This is a genomic window from Leisingera sp. MMG026, from assembly GCF_021654205.1.
In the GTDB taxonomy this organism is placed as follows: Bacteria; Pseudomonadota; Alphaproteobacteria; order Rhodobacterales; family Rhodobacteraceae; genus Leisingera.
On sequence record NZ_JAKFZM010000014.1, the window covers coordinates 1 to 15665 of the forward strand.

Sequence of the window (15665 nt, forward strand, 5' to 3'; positions counted from 1 at the left end):
ATGGATCATACATACACCCCCGAGGATCTCAACGCGGTCATCCGCCAGCATTCCGAATGGATCGCCGCCCAGCTGCATGCGCAGCGCGAGAGCCTGTTCCCCCCGAATGCCACCAAATCGATGCGCAAATTCACCTCCGGTGAGGCCGCGGCCCTGCTGGGGGTCAATGATTCCTACCTGCGCAAGCTGCATCTCGACGGCAAGGGCCCCTCGCCCGAACTGACCGCCGGCAACCGCCGCCAATACACCGCCGAGGACATCCAGGAACTGCGGGTGCTGCTGGAGAAAACCGCCCGCAAGCCGGGCGATTACCTGCCCGGCCGCCGCCTCCAGCCGGAAGAGGGTGCAGGCTACGCCGACCACATGCAGATCATCGGCGTGATGAATTTCAAGGGCGGCTCCGGCAAAACCACCACTTCCGCCCATCTGGCACAGCGCCTGGCGCTCAAAGGCTACCGGGTGCTGGCGATCGACCTCGATCCGCAGGCCTCGCTGACGGCGCTGCACGGTGTGCAGCCGGAATTCGACCTCAAGGACGGCGGCACCCTGTTTGATGCCATCCGCTATGACGACCCCGCGCCGATCAGCTCGGTGATCCGCAAGACCTATATCCCGAACCTCGACCTGATCCCCGGCAATCTCGAACTGATGGAGTTTGAGCATGACACCCCCCGCGCCCTGGCGCAGGGCAATGCCGGATTGTTCTTTTTCCGGGTCAAAGAGGCGCTGACGCAGGTCGATTCCGACTATGACGTGGTGGTCATCGACTGCCCGCCGCAGCTGGGGTTCCTCACCATGTCGGCGCTCTCTGCCGCCACCGGCGTGCTGGTGACGATTCACCCGGAAATGCTCGACGTGATGTCGATGTCGCAATTCCTGCGCATGACCGCCGACCTGATGGATGTGATCGCTCAGTCCGGCGCCGATATGTCGCACGACTGGATGCGCTACCTGCTCACCCGCTATGAACCCTCGGACGCGCCGCAGAACCGCATCGTCGCCTTCCTGCGCACCATGTACGGCGAAAAGGTGCTGAACGCGCAGATGCTGAAATCCACCGCGGTTTCCGACGCGGGCCTCACCAAACAGACCCTGTACGAAGTCGAACGCAGTGCTTTCACCCGCTCGACCTATGACCGCGCCGTCGAAAGCCTCAACGCCGTCAACGACGAAATCAGCCAGCTCATTCAGGAAACATGGGGGCGCAAATGACCAGCAGCAAGAAATCCCGCCTGTCGATGCTCGACAGCCTCGCCGCAGCCGGAGCGCCCTCCCCTGCCCCGGCGTCGTCGATGATGACCAGCAACCGCGCCCTGCGCTCGGCCCGCGACGCGGTGGATTCGCACCGGGTCTGGGATCTGGAACCGCATCAGATCGAAGACACGCGGATCGCCGACCGGCTTGATCCCGAAGACATTGTCGACCTGCGCGACGCGATTGAGACCAACGGCCAGACCGTGCCCGTCCTGGTGCGCCGCCACCCGACGGAACCGGACCGCTATCTGCTGGTCTATGGCCGCCGCAGGCTGGAGGCGATCCGCTCGTCGGACAAGGTTGCCAAAGTGCGCGCACTGGTGGCCAATCTGGACGATGACGCCGCCGTCCGGGCGCAGATCTCCGAAAACATGGCCCGCCGCGACCTCACATTCATTGAAAAGGCGCTGTTTGCGCTGGAGCTGGTCGAAAACGGCTTTGGCAACCAATCGCAGGTGGCCGAGGTTCTGACCGTCACCAAATCCTCTGTCTCTATGGCCATCGCCATTGCCGAGACCATCACCCCCGGTCTTGCCCGCGCCATCGGCCCGGCCCAGGGCATCGGCCGCCCCCGCTGGGACGCGCTGGCCAGGGCGATTGACGAAACCGGTGCGGACCACACCGCGCTGGCCCAAACCGCCGAGCGGGTCTACACCGACTTTGCCATATCCGCGGTGACTGACGATGGCACAAACAGCGCCGCCGCCGACCCTTCGGTGATGGCGTTTGAGGCGGTATTCAAGGCCGCGGTCCCCGCCCCTGCCCCGCAGCCTGCCAAACCACCGGCCAAAGCCGCGCCGGCAGCGCAGAAACTGACAATCGGCGGCAAGCGCAGCGCAACCCTGCGCCGTTCCGCCAAGGGTGTAAACCTGGAACTGGCTGGCGGCGATTTTGCCGACTGGTTCGAGGCCGAGGCCCAAACCCTGATCCAAGAACTTCACGACCGTTGGCAAAATCGGTCGGAAGGTTAATTAATAACAATAACTTAGGAGGCACAGAGCAGACTAAAAAGAAGGCCCCGCAAAGACGAAGCTCCACGAGACCTACTTGTTTCTAGCACCTTCAAGTTAGTGGCAGGAGCCGTTTTCCGCAAGTCCATTGTGATTCGCGGGCCGCTCTTTTTTTGTCTTTCGTGATGAACACATGGGATATATGCCCCTCACGCCTTTTGGGCGAACGGTGGATGCTGTGCTGGTGAAACAGCAGGCTGCCGCCGAACAGGCTGGTTTGACCAGCGCTGTCAGCAAATGGGACGCGCTGCGCGAACTGGCCGCCGCCCGCAAACTTTACGGGCTCAGCGACCGTGATGTGTCGGTACTGCAGGCGCTTCTCAGCTTCTTGCCCGGCAAGATGATCGAACCGCAGCCCGGCACCCCGGTGGTGCACCCGTCCAACCGGGTGATCTGCGAGCGTCTGAACGGCATGCCCAACTCCACCATGCGCCGCCACATGGCCAAGCTGGTGCAGGCCGGCATCCTGATCCGCCGCGACAGCCCCAACGGCAAACGCTACGTGCGCCGCTACCAGGGCGAGCGTGTTGCCTATGGCTTCGACCTCTCCCCCCTCGCTCTGCGCTATGCTGAATTCTCTCAGGCTGCCGAGGCAGAGCGCGCCCAACAGGCCCGTATCAAGCAACTGCGCGAGACCGTCAGCCTTATGCGCCGCGACCTTCTGAACCTCGCCCTTTGCGGTGCGGCGGAAAGGTCAGATCTCAGCATCTGGGACCAGTATCAGGACCTCGCCCAGCTCACCGCCCGCAGCCTGCGGCGTAAACTTGATCTGGGCGAATTGGAGCAGATTCAGGACCAGCTCGTCACAGCTCTCAGTAACCTGCAAACTCATTTAGAGCCTGTATTTTCACAGAAACTGAGCACCAGTGACGCCCAAATTGAGCACCACTATCAGAATTCAAAGAAAGACTCATTTGAATCTGAACAGGCCGTTAAGCCAGCGCACGCAGCAAATACGGAATCGAAAGACGGACCCGGCTATGCTGAGAAAGCTTCAGCAGAAAGGCCGGCCCACCGTGAAACACCTCCCCAACCGACTGAGGCCCCTGCCCCGAGCGGCCCAAGCCTGCCGCTTCGTCTGATCCTCGCCGCCTGCGGCGAAATCCAAAGCTATGCCGATGGCGCCATCCGCCACTGGGCCGACCTGCTGCGCGCCGCTGACACCGTGCGCCCGATGATGGGGGTTTCCAGCGCCGTCTGGGAAGAAGCCAAAACCGCCATGGGAGCCGCCGAAGCCTCCGTGGTGATTGCAGCAATGCTGGAGCGTTTCGGCGATATCCGTTCTCCCGGCGGATATCTGCGGCACCTCAGCGCCAAGGCAGTTTCTGGTCATTTTACCAGCAGCCCGATGATCATGGCACTGGCCCGCCGCGAAACCGCTTAAAGTTCACAGCTGTGAACTCCTCAATTGTTTGCTCTGAAGAACTCCGGAAACGGGTTTCAACTCGACCCGGAAACAAAATTCCTGGCGGTGGAGAATGTACAGCTGAATGTAAACGTAGAGCCTTTTCCAGGTTTGGAACGCACATCAATTTCGCCGCCCATCAGATGCGCCAGACGGGAGGCAATTCCCAGCCCCAGGCCGGTTCCGCCGAAATCCCGGGTTGCGGAACTGTTGACCTGGGAAAACGCATTGAAGACGCTGGCCAGCTTGTCTTCGGGTATACCGATGCCGGTGTCTTCGACAGCGATACTAAACCGGGTCTGAGAGGCCATTCCGGTTCCGGTGACTTTGACTGTCACGGCCCCGTTCTCAGTGAATTTCACCGCGTTGCCGACCAGGTTGACAATGATCTGCCGGATCCGGCCCTCGTCGCCCAGAATGGCAGAAGGCAAACCCGATTCATAATCCAGCCGCAAGGCCACCCGGCTTTCTGCCGCATTGGCTTCCAGCATACGGACAACACCCGAAAGCAGGTCGCGAATATCAAGCGGCTGGCTTCTAAGCTCCAGCTTGCCGGACTCGATCTTAGAGAAATCGAGTATCTCGTTGATGATTTCCAGCAAGGCTTCACCTGACTCCGAAATGGTCCGGGCAAAAAGCGCCTGGTCCTCGTCCAAGTCCGTTTCCTCCAGCAATGACGCCATTCCCATTACACCGTTCATCGGGGTTCTGATCTCGTGACTCATGGTGGCGAGAAACTCGGATTTAGCCTTGTTCCCGGCCTCAGCGGCGCGGGTTCGTTCTTTTACCTTTTCCTCAAGCGAGGCCGTAAGTTCCGTCAAATCTGCATTGCTGCGGTCGAGATGGGTCAGCACCTCGGCGAAAGCCAGTGCCAAACGGCCGATTTCGTCCCGGCCGCAATCGGGGACGCTCTGAGGGCGGCTGCCCTGGCGGATGCTGTCCGCGAAGTCCGTCAGCCGCTTGACCGGTCTGGTAATCCTGTTGGCCATGATGATGGCAGCAAGTGATGCAAACAGAGCGCAGAGACCCGACAGCAGCAGGATCCGGCTGACATGGGCCATCCATTCCTGGTCCAGACGGGCCGTTGAAAACTCCAGCACCACATAGCCAAGCCGGGTGTCCGCCGTTGCCAGAACCGGGCCTGCGGCTGTGATCCGGCCGTCGCCGGTTGAGACCGACCACTGCTTGTGGTCAATGGCAGGGCGCAGGAGCGGATCGGCGAACCGCCGGCCGCGCAGAGGATTGGTCTCGGTGCCATCAGTCAGCACCCGGGTGCCGGCGTCCAGGATCAGCGCGCGTATTGCGCCCTCGCTGGCCAGCGCAGACCCCGCCTGTTGCCTTAACTGTTTGATATCAAATTCATAAAGCGGTTCAAGTATGGCTTCGCCCAAGGTTTTGGCGAGATCGGTCACATGCCGTTCGTAGGCATCAACGGAGTTTTTGTAGGCAAGGGTCAGAGAAATGCCCGAAATGGCTGCGGCCACCGCCAGAACAATCAATACAGTGTAGACAACCAGTTTGGTTCTGAGGCTGGACACAAACAAATCAGTCTCCGCTGATGAGAATTGCAACCGGGGCTTGGAATTGGTCCAGCAGCTCCTGGGTTGAGACCGGGATGGAATCAAACTTGGTGGTGCCTTCAAAGTCCTGCAATACGCTGCGGCCGGGGCCGGATTGATCCATGCCGGTCAACACGGCCAGCAGCGTCTGGGAAAAGGCGGCGGAGGCATCAGGCGAGACGCTGACGACATGGCGCGGAATGGCATTGGTTTCCAGTAGGATTGACAGATCTTCAAAATCGCCGCCGGCGTGCATCTTGAGGCCGCGCAGCGACATGGCGCCGGCATCCACCAGACCGCGCAGCACCCATTCGAGGGTGTTTCCGTCGTCGCCGGAAAAGACATAGGCTGTGCCGCTGTCCGGACGTTCAGCCCGGAGGTTCGGAAGGGCGGCCAACGGCACGATCTGTTCCCCGATGGCCAGTCGCGGCAGGATGTAACCGCTGGAGGAAAACGGTTCCTCAAAGGCGACAACCTTGCCCTTGAGGTCTGCGAGCGCTTGAATGCCGCTGTCCTGGCGGGCAAAGATCACGGATTGATATTGGGCAATTCCCTTTTTCCAGCGGCGGGCCAGCAGGCGGCTGCCGCATTCGGCGCGGACTGCCAGTGATACAAGCGGGCTGTCTATGTAAATGTCGACGGCACCTGTGCGCAGGAGGTCGGACATTTCGCTGATATCCCGTGCGATTGTCACACTGGCGCCGGTGATGCCCTGATCCTGCAGCTGCGCTGCGAGGTGGCGGGCAAAGGGAAGGAAGGTGCGGGTTTCCTTGACCGGTTCGTCGCTGATGGTGCCGATCACCAGCATCCGGGCAGCGGCGGTCTGGCCGGTCAACAGGCCAAGGCACAGGCAAAGCAGAAACACCGGTCTTTTGAAATGCATGGCTGGCCTCATTCTTGAAAAACAGCGCGACTGATGAGTGCTTCTTTACCGCACAAATTGCGTACAAAAAGGTAAAAGGTCGATTTTTAACTTGTCTGCGGCCGCTGCCTGGAGGGGGTTTTCCAAATCCAGGCGGCTGCAGCGCTGATGGCACTGGCAGCGGCGGCGCGCGGACAGGCCGGGGCAAGGACCGGGACGGGGGCAGAAACGAGGGCAGGGCGGGCGGCACGGGTGTTGCGCCGCCCGCCGTTCAAATCAGCCGGAGCCGCAGGATACGGGCAGACGGCTGCGCCGAGGGGGCAGGCAGGGCGCCTAGGCCAGATCAGACAGGCCGGCTGCGGCTTTTTGCAGAGCGGGCAGGAAATCCGTCAGATCCTGCAGGCTGCGGCGCTGCACCGGGGCGTGCACGGACAGCGTGGCCAGGAGCCGGCTGTGCGCGTCCCGCACCGGCACGGCGACGGCAACCATGCCGGAAATGAACTCCTCGGCGTCGGTGGAATAGCCGCGGCTGCGGATGGCGGCCAATTCAGTGCCGAGGGCATCCGGGTCGGTGCAGCTTTGCCCGGTCACCGCTTCCAGCGGGCGGGCGTGCAGCACCGCCTGCAGCGTGCTGGGCTTCAGCGATGACAGATACATCTTGCCGCTGGCGGTGCAATGGAACGGCACCTGGGTGCCGATCGGCAGCTGGATGCGCAGCGGCCATTTGGTTTCCACCCGGTCGAGGTAGGTCATGCCTTCGCGGTCGGGGGTGGCGAGATTGCAGGTCTCGCCCAGTTCTTCCGCCACGCCTTTCAGGATGCTGAGCCGGGCGGTGCGCAGATGTTCGGATGACATGGTGTCCAGCGCCATCCGGCGCAGGCGGGGACCGGGACCATAGGCGCGCCCGTCAAGGTCGCGCTGCAAAAACCCTTCGGCCTCGGCGGTTTGCATCAGCCGGTGAACGGTGGGCTTGGGCAGGCCCATCGCCTCGATCATCTCGGCCGGTTTGACGGCGGTGCCGCGGCGGGCGATCTCCTCCAGCAGCACCAGAAGGCGCAGGTTGGTGGGGATCTGCCCCTCTTTCTTATCGGACGCGTCGTCTGCCATCACCGCCTAATCCCTATTTGCCCGGCAGCAGCACCAGCGCGAAATCGGGAACCAGCGAGACCAGCACCCAGACCCCGATCAGGGCTGCAAGGTAAGGGACTGTATAGCGAAGCAGTCGGAAATACGGAACACCGGTGACGCCGGATGCGACATAGAGGTTGAGGCCGTAGGGCGGGGTGATGAAGCCGATGGAGGCGCCGACCAGGAAGATCACCGAGAAGTGGATCGGATCGACCCCGACCGAGGCCGCGATGGGGGCCAGGATCGGCGCCAGGATGATGGTGACCGGCAGGCTTTCCAGCACCATGCCGGAGAAGAACACAATCACCATCGAGGTGAACAGCACCGCGTGGTAGCCGCCCATCGAGGTGACAAAATCGCCGATGGTCTGCTGGGCGCCCAAGAGCGACAGGATCTGCTGCATCACCACGGAGATTGCGATCAGCGGCGCCAGGATGCCGGTGATCTGCGCCGAGCGCACGACGATTGAGGGGATCTGCGGGATGGTGAAGCCTTCGACCACCAGCATCTCGGCGTAGGATTTCTCCTCCCATGATTTGCCGCTGCCGGCGCCGGTGAGTTTGGTCGCCACCCAGGACAGCACGCCTGCGATGACACAGAAGCCGACGGTGACGCCTGCGGCCTCGGTGGGGGAGAACTTGCCGGTGTAGATACCCCAGAGCACCAGCCCGATGGCAAAGAAGCCGAGCCAGGCGCCAAAGGCGGTTTTCAGGACGCGGGTCAGCTGCAGCGGGATCAGGAAGCCCCAGCCATTGCGGCGGCAGATGATCCAGCAGGCGAATTGCATGCCGACAACCATCATCGCGCCGGGCAGGATGCCGGCCACAAACAGGTCCGAGATCGGCAGGTTCATCAGGAAGCCGTAGACGATGAAAATGATCGACGGCGGGATGATGATGCCCACCGTGCCGCCTGCGGCGGCGGTGGCGGCCGAGAAGCGCTCGTCATAGCCGCCTTTGACCATTTCCGGGTGCAGCATCGAGCCGATTGTGGCCGTTGTGGCCGAGTTAGAGCCTGATATGGCGGCAAACAACCCGCAGGCGCCAAGCGAGGCCATCGCCAGCCCGCCGCGCATCCAGCCGAGGCAGGCATAGGCGAAGTCGGACAGGCGCCGGGCGATGCCGGACTGGTTGATCAGGTCGCCGGTGAGGATGAACAGCGGCATCGCCAGAAGGGCAAAGCCCTTGTTGAACACATTCAAGAGCTCGGCGCCCATATTGTCGAGGGTCAGCCCCAGCACAAAGGAGCAGCCGATGACCCAATAGCCGATCACCAGCAGCACCGGCACGCCGAGCATGAACAGGAAGGTGACCCCAAGCGAGATCAGCGTGACCCAGGTTCCGGTGTCCATTACACGTCTCCTCCGATCACGGCCTGTTTGATCAGCGGCGCGCCGCTGCGGAAATTTCGGATGTCATCGGCAAGGTTTTCAAACACCCGGCCGATCATCAGGATAAAGGCCAGCGGCGCGGTGATCAGGAACCACCATTGCAGCACGCTGTCGGTGCCCAGCACGATCTGAAAATTCGAGGCCGACAGCGCCGTCATCCGGCTGGTGGTGACAAAGACGATGACGGCAAAGCCGAACCACAGCACGGCGTCCAGGGTGAGGCAGCCCAGCTGCGCCCAGCGGGGCATGACGGTGCGGAATTCATTGAAGCTGAGATGGGTGCGCAGGCGCACGTTGAAGGCGGCGCCGAACCAGGCCATCACCATGAACAAGAGCGGCGGGATGGTGGTGGACCAGGGCTGCTGGTTCTTGAACACAAAGCGGTCAATGACGCCCCAGAAGATGATGAAGGCAATGGCCAGATAGCTCCACACCATGATGGTGCGCTCCAGGTGCCGGTCCAAAAGCGGCACCAGCCGGTAAACCAGCATCACCAATAGCCCGCCAAGAGCCGCCGCAATGGTGCCAAGCACCCAGGCGGCGTTGCTTTGCAGGGCGTTGCGGATTTCCCAGCTGTCTTGCGATGCAAATGCGCTGAAAATCGCGCTGATATCAGACCAGAGCGTCATGCGTTCCTCCCATCAAGCCTCCGGTCTCCCGTTCCGGAGGGGCAGGCCCCGGCGCGGTATGCTGCGCCAGGCCCCGGTTTTGTCAGCCTAGGCGGCTGTCAGGCTTTCCACCAGCGGCGGGGTTCCACGTTTTCGGGCTTCATGTCTTTGTCGACTTCGCGCGCGATGTTGTAGATTTCCTGATAGGTGTCGATGCCGCCGGCCCAGCCGTTCAGACGGTCGCGCCACTGCTCCCACAGCTGCGGCTGGAACTCGGGCGAGCACATTTCCTCGGCCATGCGGATTTCGCTGTCCGGCAGGAAGGCGGGGCGCACGTCGTTTTCCACAAACATGGTGCCGGGCAGCTGCGGATCGCTGAAGCCGACGGTTTTGACCAGCGCGGCCTCATTCGCGGCCTGCACATGGGCCTGCGCCCAATAGGCGCTCTCCAGCACCGCGTCCTGCAGGTAGCCTTCGAGACTGTCAAAGACCTTGGCCGACATTGAGGTGTGTTCGGTGCCGCAGAAGAATTTGAGGTCCACAGACTGCGAAACCACCGGCGACATGTTGGCATAGGCCACCGCAGAGGCCCAGGTTTCGGCGCCGTCGATCAGACCCTGTTTGAGGCCGTCCAGGGTTTCTTCCCAGGCGACGGGGACCGGGTTCAGATTCAGCGCCTTCATGGCGATGCGGCCGAGCTGGGTGCCGGTGACGCGGTTCTTGGTGCCGAACAGCTGCTCCAGCTTGGTGATGGTCGGCTGGTCCTTGTATTTCAGGCCCAGCTGGATACCGCGGAGTTCACAGTGGCTGAACAGGAATTTCAGCCCGTGGCGTTTTTCCAGCGGGTCGCGCAGGATTTCCTGGCTCTTGGGGTGATAGAGGAAATGATACTGCGAGGCGCGGCCGGGGAACATGAAGGCATAGTCCAGCACGTTCAGATAGGGCGCGCCGCCGGCCGAGTTCTGGGTGGAGGCCGCGTAGATATCAACGATGCCCTGCTGGGTTTTCTCAACGCAGCTCAGCTGGCCGCAGATCTGATTGTCGCCGATGAATTCAATCCGGATCTCGCCGTCGGTGCGGGATTCAAGGTCGCGGGCAAACTCCAGCGCGCCGGCCCGTTCGATCAACAGGTTGCGGGCGTTAAAACCCGAGGCGCCGAATTTCAGCGTGTGCTTGGCGGGCTTGGAAAAGCGCCGCTCGTAAGTCGATTCTGCGGCTGATGCGAGATTCGCCAGGCTCATCGCGCCGCCAAAGCTGCCGGCCGCCAGCAGCGTCGAGCTCATCCCGTAAGTGCCTGCAACCTTGAACAGATCCCGCCGTGATATGCGGTTCAGTTTATCGGTGACCCCCATAATTTTCCTCCCTAAGATCAATTATTGAGACGTTTGGTATCAAAAATAGCTAGCTTATTTCATGCAATCTGTATAGAAGTTTTTTCCTGACAGAGTCGGGAGAGGGTCGTGGAAGCAGATTTCATTGTTATCGGAGCAGGGTCGTCGGGCTGCGTGATTGCCAACCGGCTGAGTGCGGATCCGCGCAATAAGGTGGTGCTGCTGGAGGCCGGCGGGCGCGACACAAACCCCTGGATCCACATCCCGGTCGGTTATTTCAAAACCATGCATAACCCGTCCGTTGACTGGTGCTACAAAACCGAGCCCGATCCGGGGCTGAACGGGCGGTCGATCGACTGGCCGCGGGGCAAGGTTCTGGGCGGGTCGTCGTCGCTGAACGGGCTTTTGTATGTGCGCGGCCAAAAGGAGGATTACGACCGCTGGCGCCAGATGGGCAATGAGGGCTGGGGCTGGGACGATGTGCTGCCCTTGTTCAAACGATCCGAGGATCAGGAGCGCGGCGCGGATGAGTTTCATGGCGCGGGCGGGCCGCTGACAGTCTCTAACATGCGCATTCAGCGCCCGATCTGCGATGCCTGGGTGGCGGCGGCGCAGGAGGCGGGATATCCGTTCAACCCCGATTACAACGGGGCCGCGCAGGAGGGGGTGGGGTATTTCCAGCTGACCACCCGCAACGGGCGGCGCTGCAGTGCTGCGGTGGCGTTTTTGAAACCGGCGCGGGAGCGGGCGAACCTGCAGATCATCACCAATGCGCTGGTGGAAAAGATTGATCTGGACGGGCGCCGGGTCACTGGCGTGACCTATCTGGACCGTGCAGGCCAGCGGCAAGGCCTGACCGCGCGCAAGGAGGTGATCCTGTCGGCGGGGGCGATCAACTCACCCCAGACGCTGATGCTGTCGGGGATTGGCCCGGCGGAGCAGCTGAAGGCCAACGGTATTGATGTTGCGGCGGACCTGCCGGGGGTGGGGCAGGGGCTGCAGGACCATCTGCAGGCGCGGCTGGTGTACAAATGCAACGAGCCGACGCTGAACGACGAGGTGCGCAGCCTGTTCAATCAGGCGCGGATCGCCTTGAAATACGCGCTGTTCCGGGCCGGGCCGATGACGATGGCGGCCAGTCTGGCGACCGGTTTCATGAAAACCCGGCCCGACCTGGCAACGCCGGACATCCAGTTCCATGTGCAGCCCTGGTCGGCGGACAGCCCGGGCGAGGGGGTGCATCCGTTCTCGGCCTTTACCATGTCGGTGTGCCAGCTGCGCCCCGAAAGCCGGGGTGAGATCCGGCTGAACGGGCCGGATCCAAAGACCTATCCCAAGATCCACCCGAACTATCTGGCGACGGAGACGGATTGCAGGACCCTGGTGGACGGGGTGAACATTGCCCGCCGCATTGCCCGGCATAATCCGCTGGCCTCCAAGATCGCCGCGGAGTTCCGGCCTGATGCGGATCTCGCGATAGAGGATTACGCGGGCACGCTGGACTGGGCGCGCGGCAATTCGGTGTCGATCTATCATCCGACCGGCACCTGCAGGATGGGGCAGGGGGCGGATGCGGTGGTGGACGCGGACCTGCGGGTGCATGGGGTGCAGGGGCTGCGGGTGGCGGATTGCTCGATCATGCCCGAGATCGTCTCGGGCAACACCAATGCGCCGGCCATCATGATCGGTGAAAAGGCCAGCGATCTGGTGATGGCGGCGGACTGAGAAAGAGAGAGACGACGGCACTCCGGGGAGTGCCGCCGCTGTTGGGTTTTCCTGCCGGTTTTTAGATCAGGAAGTGATCCTCGGTCAGGGCTGAGGCCTGCACATCCAGCAGGGTGATCGATCCGTCATCCCCAAGGTCGATCAGCGCATTGCCGCCGTCCTGCGAGATTGCGCCGGACAGATCATCAAAGCTGCCGAAGCCGAAACCGCCACCAGTGAAGTCCAGCAGCTCGCCATCGGCAGAGGTGTTGAAGTCGGTGATCACGTCATTGCCGAAGCCCTCGTTGAAGACAAAGGCATCGGCGCCGCGCCCGCCTGTCAGCTGGTCATTGCCGGCGCCGCCGTCCAGCGTGTCGCGTCCGCGCCCGCCTGCGATACGGTCACTGCCTGCACCGCCGTCGGCCAGGTCGCGCCCGCGGCCGCCAAACAGCACATCCGCGCCATCGCCGCCATCCAGGGTATCCGCGCCGCGCTGGCCGCGCAGCAGGTCGTTGCCCCGGCCGCCGTCGATGTAGTCGCTGCCCGCACCGCCGGACAGCACATCCGCGCCGCCTTCGGCCAGGTCGACCACGATGCGCAAGAGCTGCTCCTCGCCGCTGTTGCGGGTAAAGTCGCCCTCGGCCGGATCAACACTGGTGCCTGCGGCGGTGGTGCCGCCCAGGATGTTGACCGGGGTGCCGTCCGGAATGCCTTCGGAGCCGTTGAAGCCCTCGTGCTGGCGGACCACGCCGTTCTCGGCGGTGCCCTGATCGCGGGCGGTCTGGTTCAGGAAGGCAGCCCCTTCTTCGGTGTTCACCTCGGTGCCGGCATCCAGCACATCGCTGCCGAAACGTTCGATCACCAGCGGCCCGGCAAAATTGCCGTCGGCGTCAAAGATGAAATCCTGCAGCGCATCGTCGGGCGAGGCCAGGAAAGCATCGTTGGAGGGGATCACCATGGTGGCCCAGGTAAAGAAGCCCTGGCCGACCTGATCGGCGTTCACATTGAGGGTGAAGCTGGCGCTTTCGCCCGGGTCGATCGGCCCCGGCGCGCCGCTGCCGCCGGTGATGGTGGCATCAACGCCGCCACCTGCGACCTGCTGGTTGAACTCGGCTGCGATGCCTTCGACGCTGCCGTCTTCGGCAATGCGCTCCAGCCCGCCGCTGGCGGCCTCGCCATCGGTCCAGAGGTCAAAGTTGTCGCCGTCGTGAAAGCCGAACCAGACCGGGGTCAGGAAAGTGCCGCCTTCGCCCAGCGTGTTGGTCACGGTGACGGTGATCGCCTCGCCGTCGCCGATGGCATCGCCGCGGATCACGTCATTGCCGCCGCCGCCATTGATGGTATCGCCGCCGCCACCCCCGGCCAGCAGGTTATCCCCGGCATCGCCGTTCAGCACGTCGTTGTTTGCCGAGCCGGTCAGGTTTTCAATGTTCAGCAGCGTATCCACAACCGCACCGTTCGGACCCTGATAGACTGCGGCGCCGGAATTCAGGTCGGCAATCACAGCCGCGCCGATGTCCTGGAAATCTGCGGTGTCGATGCCCGCGCCGCCGTCGGTCACATCTGCACCGCCGCCGCCGCGCAGGATGTCGTTGCCATCGCCGCCTTCCAGCACGTCATTGCCGCCGCGGCCCACCAGCAGGTCGTTGCCATCATTGCCGGTCAGCGTGTTGGCACCGCCGTCGCCGAACAGCTGGTCGTCATTGTCCGACCCGTCGAGGTTTTCAAAGCCGCTGAAGTTTTCGAACACGGTGGTGGTTTCATTCGGCTGATACGACGCGCTGCCAGAGCCAAGATCCGCGACCACCTCAGCCCCGATATTGACGAAGCTGTTGGTGTCGGTGCCATCGCCGCCGGTCAGGACGTCCACGCCGCCGCCGCCTGCGATAAAGTCGTCGCCATCGCCGCCGTCAATGGCGTTGGGGGCGGCGCCCAAGGCACGGATATCATCGTTGTTGGCGGAACCGGTGATGTTTTCGATGCCGGTGAATTCTTCCTCGATCAGCGGGCCGTTGCCGCCGCCGCCGGTGTAGGATGCGGTTCCCGAACCGTCCGCGTTCAGCACCACAGTGACGCCGGCGATTGAGGCATCTGCGGCGCCCTGGTTGATGTTGGCAAAGGAGTTGGTGTCGATGCCCGCGCCGCCGTCGATTGTGTCCACGCCGCCGCCGCCGCTGAGGATGTCATTGCCGCCGCCTCCGCGCAGCTCGTCGTTGCCTGCGCCGCCGTTCAGCTGGTCGCTGCCACGGTTGCCGCGCAAGATGTCGTCGCCTGATCCGCCATCCAGCGTGTCGGCGCCGCGGTTGCCGCGCAGGTCGTCGTTGCCGTCGCCGCCGTTCAGCTCATCATTGCCGCGGCGTCCGCGGAGGATGTCATCGCCGCCGTTGCCGTTCAGCAGATTGGCACCGTTATCGCCGCGCAGATCATCCCCGTCATCTGAGCCTTCCAGGTTTTCGATGCTGATCAGCGTGTCGGTCTCGACGGCTTCATCAAAGACATTGCCGTCATCGGTGCCCGCGTTCAGCCCGTTCACATCGCCGCCCGCGTCCTGCACGATATCGGTGATCACCGGGCCGTTCTGCCCGGCCGGGGCGTTGTGCAGGTGGATGGCGCTGACGCCTGCCACCGGCAGCAGGTCTGACGTGGCCAGACCGGTCACCGACAGGTCCGAGCTGTAGGTGATGCTGCTGCCATCAATCACGATCAGCACCCGGCCCTGGCCGGTGGCCTGGGAGTCGCTGGCACCGTCCGGCTCCTGTGCGGCGTCCAGATCGGCAACCAGGGTCAGCGTGCGGATGCCGCCATCGGTGATATCGCTTTCAACCAGCAGCTGGCCGCGGATTTCACCGCCGGGGAAGTCATTGGTGTGAATGTTGTAGTAAAGATTGCCGCCCGCAGCCTGATCCGCAAGATCCGCCGGGGACTGGTCTGTGGTCAGCGATGCCAGCGGCTGGTCCTCAACCACCACCGCAAAACCGGTCTCGCGGGTGGCGGTGCCGGTCCGCAGAGCGGCCTCGGCCGGCACGTCGATGTCGCGGAAATCCGCGGTATCCGATCCTGCGCCGCCGTCCAGCGTGTCATCCCCCAAGCCGCCGGTCAGGGTGTCGTCGCCGCCCAGCCCCAGCAGGGTTTCGCTGGCATTTGTCCCGGTAAGAGGGTCCGGGCCTTCTGTCCCGGCGATCGGGCCCATGTTGTTTTGTTCAGTCATAGTCGTTCCTCCAGTTACTCCGGCGCAGCTCCGTTTGCGCGCGGGTGAAACTGAAGCTGTGAGGGGGCGGAAGAAACGCAACGCATCAGATTTGAAGCGCTGCGCGTCATTTTGAAGAAAGGGGAAAACTTCGCGTAAGATGCTGAAATAAAACTGAATTATTTCAGGTTCACAGCGGCACAAGTAAATTTGAGTGGTGTTACAAC

11 protein-coding genes are annotated in these 15665 nt (G+C 62.7%); 4 read left to right on the forward strand and 7 right to left on the reverse strand.

From position 1 onward, the window contains the following. From repA to repC, 3 genes are all read left to right on the forward strand, one after another. Positions 1-1212, forward strand: a complete 1212-nt coding sequence (repA, locus tag L1069_RS09490) for a plasmid partitioning protein RepA (protein ID WP_129373338.1) — start codon at positions 1-3, stop codon at positions 1210-1212. Further along, positions 1209-2225: a plasmid partitioning protein RepB gene (gene repB, locus L1069_RS09495; protein ID WP_237455498.1), complete on the forward strand. Its 1017-nt coding sequence runs from the start codon at positions 1209-1211 to the stop codon at positions 2223-2225. The genes repA and repB overlap by 4 nt, the downstream gene beginning before the upstream one ends. Positions 2226-2406: 181 nt before the next feature. Then, on the forward strand, positions 2407-3648 hold the full coding sequence (repC, locus tag L1069_RS09500) for a plasmid replication protein RepC (protein ID WP_239032502.1): 1242 nt from the start codon (positions 2407-2409) through the stop codon (positions 3646-3648). A gap of 56 nt (positions 3649-3704) precedes the next feature. Here the strand turns inward: repC and L1069_RS24270 are convergent, their stop codons facing one another. The 6 genes from L1069_RS24270 to L1069_RS09530 all read right to left on the reverse strand — a co-directional run bounded on the left by L1069_RS24270 (position 3705) and on the right by L1069_RS09530 (position 10568). Next, the gene (locus tag L1069_RS24270) at positions 3705-5207 is read right to left on the reverse strand and encodes an ATP-binding protein (RefSeq protein WP_237455500.1); all 1503 of its coding nucleotides are present in this window, start codon (positions 5205-5207) and stop codon (positions 3705-3707) included. Between the two features lie 7 nt (positions 5208-5214). Beyond that, positions 5215-6111 (reverse strand): phosphate/phosphite/phosphonate ABC transporter substrate-binding protein, encoded by an 897-nt coding sequence (locus tag L1069_RS09510; RefSeq protein ID WP_237455501.1) that lies wholly within the window; start codon positions 6109-6111, stop codon positions 5215-5217. A 312-nt stretch (positions 6112-6423) separates the two neighbouring features. Further along, a complete protein-coding gene (locus L1069_RS09515; RefSeq protein WP_134831654.1) occupies positions 6424-7197 on the reverse strand; it encodes an IclR family transcriptional regulator in 774 nt (257 codons plus the stop codon). 13 nt (positions 7198-7210) lie between these two features. After that, complete coding sequence (locus L1069_RS09520; protein WP_134831655.1) at positions 7211-8569, reverse strand: TRAP transporter large permease; 1359 nt, start codon at positions 8567-8569, stop codon at positions 7211-7213. Continuing rightward, positions 8569-9237, reverse strand: coding sequence for a TRAP transporter small permease subunit (locus L1069_RS09525; protein WP_237455502.1), 669 nt, complete (start codon positions 9235-9237; stop codon positions 8569-8571). The genes L1069_RS09520 and L1069_RS09525 overlap by 1 nt, the downstream gene beginning before the upstream one ends. A gap of 98 nt (positions 9238-9335) precedes the next feature. Then, positions 9336-10568 (reverse strand): TRAP transporter substrate-binding protein, encoded by a 1233-nt coding sequence (locus L1069_RS09530; protein WP_129373416.1) that lies wholly within the window; start codon positions 10566-10568, stop codon positions 9336-9338. 108 nt (positions 10569-10676) lie between these two features. On the opposite strand from L1069_RS09530, the gene L1069_RS09535 reads away from it, so the two are divergent. Beyond that, positions 10677-12272 carry an FAD-dependent oxidoreductase gene (locus L1069_RS09535; protein ID WP_237455503.1) on the forward strand — a complete coding sequence of 532 codons (1596 nt, stop codon included), beginning with the start codon at positions 10677-10679 and terminating at the stop codon, positions 12270-12272. Between the two features lie 61 nt (positions 12273-12333). On the opposite strand, the gene L1069_RS09540 is transcribed toward L1069_RS09535, so the two are convergent. After that, positions 12334-15459 (reverse strand): spondin domain-containing protein, encoded by a 3126-nt coding sequence (locus tag L1069_RS09540; protein ID WP_237455504.1) that lies wholly within the window; start codon positions 15457-15459, stop codon positions 12334-12336. Positions 15460-15665: the final 206 nt, after the last annotated feature.